The sequence below is a fragment of the Eudoraea sp. genome (assembly GCF_049665975.1).
Lineage (GTDB): Bacteria > Bacteroidota > Bacteroidia > Flavobacteriales > Flavobacteriaceae > Eudoraea.
In genome coordinates this window covers 1-1,865 of sequence record NZ_JBATGR010000163.1, presented here as the reverse complement: position 1 = coordinate 1,865, position 1,865 = coordinate 1, and the positions used below count along the sequence as shown (strand labels likewise).

Sequence of the window (1,865 nt, the reverse complement as noted above, 5' to 3'; positions counted from 1 at the left end):
CTTATTGACCTTCCTGGTCATTGTTTCGGGAATTCTCAGCGGGATGGACCTGATGTTCATGATACAAACAGGACTCGCCTTGGCTGTTGCAGCTATTCCCGAAGGTTTACCTATTGTTGCTACCATTGCCCTTGCCAGAGGTATGCTACAACTCTCCAAAAAACAGGTGGTTATCAAAAAGTTGGAAGCAGTTCATACTCTGGGGGCCACCAATATTATTTGTACCGACAAAACCGGAACACTCACTGAAGACAAACTGGCCGTTCATACCCTCGCCTTTGCCGGGAAACGGGAATACGAAGTCGGTAAACAACAGGATGCCTTAAGACTACTGGCTTCAAGGCGACGGGATATAAAACAGATGATTACCACAAGTATCCTGTGTAATGAAAGTCCTGCTAAGTTGGAAGATCGCTTTGGAGAAAGTATTGACGTTGCCTTGCTCGATTTTGCAGACAAGATGCAATACGATCCGGTAGCGATACGAAAGGAACGGCCCCAGGTACTGTCTATGCCTTTTGATACAGAGCGTAAGTACATGGCCTCCATTAACCGCAATCCTAAAAATGGCCATACCCTTTATGTAAAAGGTGCTTTTGAGGAGGTGGCAGCCTATTGTGACAAAATAATTACCAATGGCCATGTGACTGCATTTGAGGATAAAGCAGGCTGGTATCAATTGGTAGACCAAATGGCCTCACAGGGATTCCGTACCCTGGCGATGGCCTATAGAGACCATGACAAAATACCGGAAATGGACGCCCTCATGGAAGGATTGACCTTCATAGGGGTTATCGGCTTTATTGATCCGGCACGTAGCGATGTCAAAGATACTATCTCCGTATACAAAAATGCAGGTATCAAGGTAGTGATGATGACGGGGGATCATCCGGGTACTGCAGGGAAAATTGCGCAGGAAATTGGCTTGATGGAAGAAGGAGAGGGAAAGGATCAGCTGATTCACGGCAGGGAAATCAATCGGCTGTTGAAAGGAGATCAACGCCAACGGAAACGCTTATTGCATGCCAAGGTTTTTGCGAGGGTATCCCCAAAGGAAAAACTGGAGTTAGTCAAGTTTTTTCAGCAACACAATAACACTATTGGTATGTTGGGCGACGGGGTAAATGATGTTCCCGCCTTGCGGAAGGCAGATATAGGTATCGCAATGGGCATACGGGGAACGGAAGTGGCCCGGGAAGCCGCCGATATCATCCTGAAAAATGACCGATTTACAGCCATGGAACTGGCAATAAGACAAGGCAGGCTGATTTTTGAGCATATACGGCAATTCGTAGTCTATCTCTTATCCTGTAATTTAGCTGAAATTGTCTCTGTGGGTGTAGCCGCTATTGTGGTACTCCCGGCGCCCTTACTTCCGTTACAGATTCTATTTCTCAATCTGGTGACTGATGTTTTTCCCGCATTGGCCCTGGGCTTTGGAAAAGGAGAAGATGACCTGATGAATCAACCCCCCAGGAAGCCTACAGAACCTATTATGACCCGGGAATTGTGGATTACCACGGTAATATGTGGGATGAGTATCACCTTAGCTGTGTTAGGGATAACAGCATATGCCCACCTTTGGTTGCAATTGTCTCCCATGGAGATTAACAACATGGCCTTTTACACCCTGGTTGTGGGGCAATTACTAAACATATTTAACATGCCGTTGAGGAAATCGTCCTTCTTTTCTAATGAAGTAACCAAAAATCCCTGGGTCTGGGCAGCCTTACTCTTATGCACCCTGATCATATTAACATCGAACCTCATCCCGATTGTGGCGGAAACCCTTTCCCTTGTGAAATTAACACTACAACAGTGGGGTGTTATTGCTGTTTTTGGGTTGGGTTCTTTAGTACTAACAC

The 1,865-nt window shown here is 46.1% G+C and carries 1 protein-coding gene; it reads left to right on the top strand.

Features of this window, described 5'->3' with window-relative positions:
- Positions 1-1,865 (top strand): cation-translocating P-type ATPase (locus WBN20_RS06140; protein ID WP_424281088.1); only part of this gene is annotated, 1,865 nt, incomplete at both ends.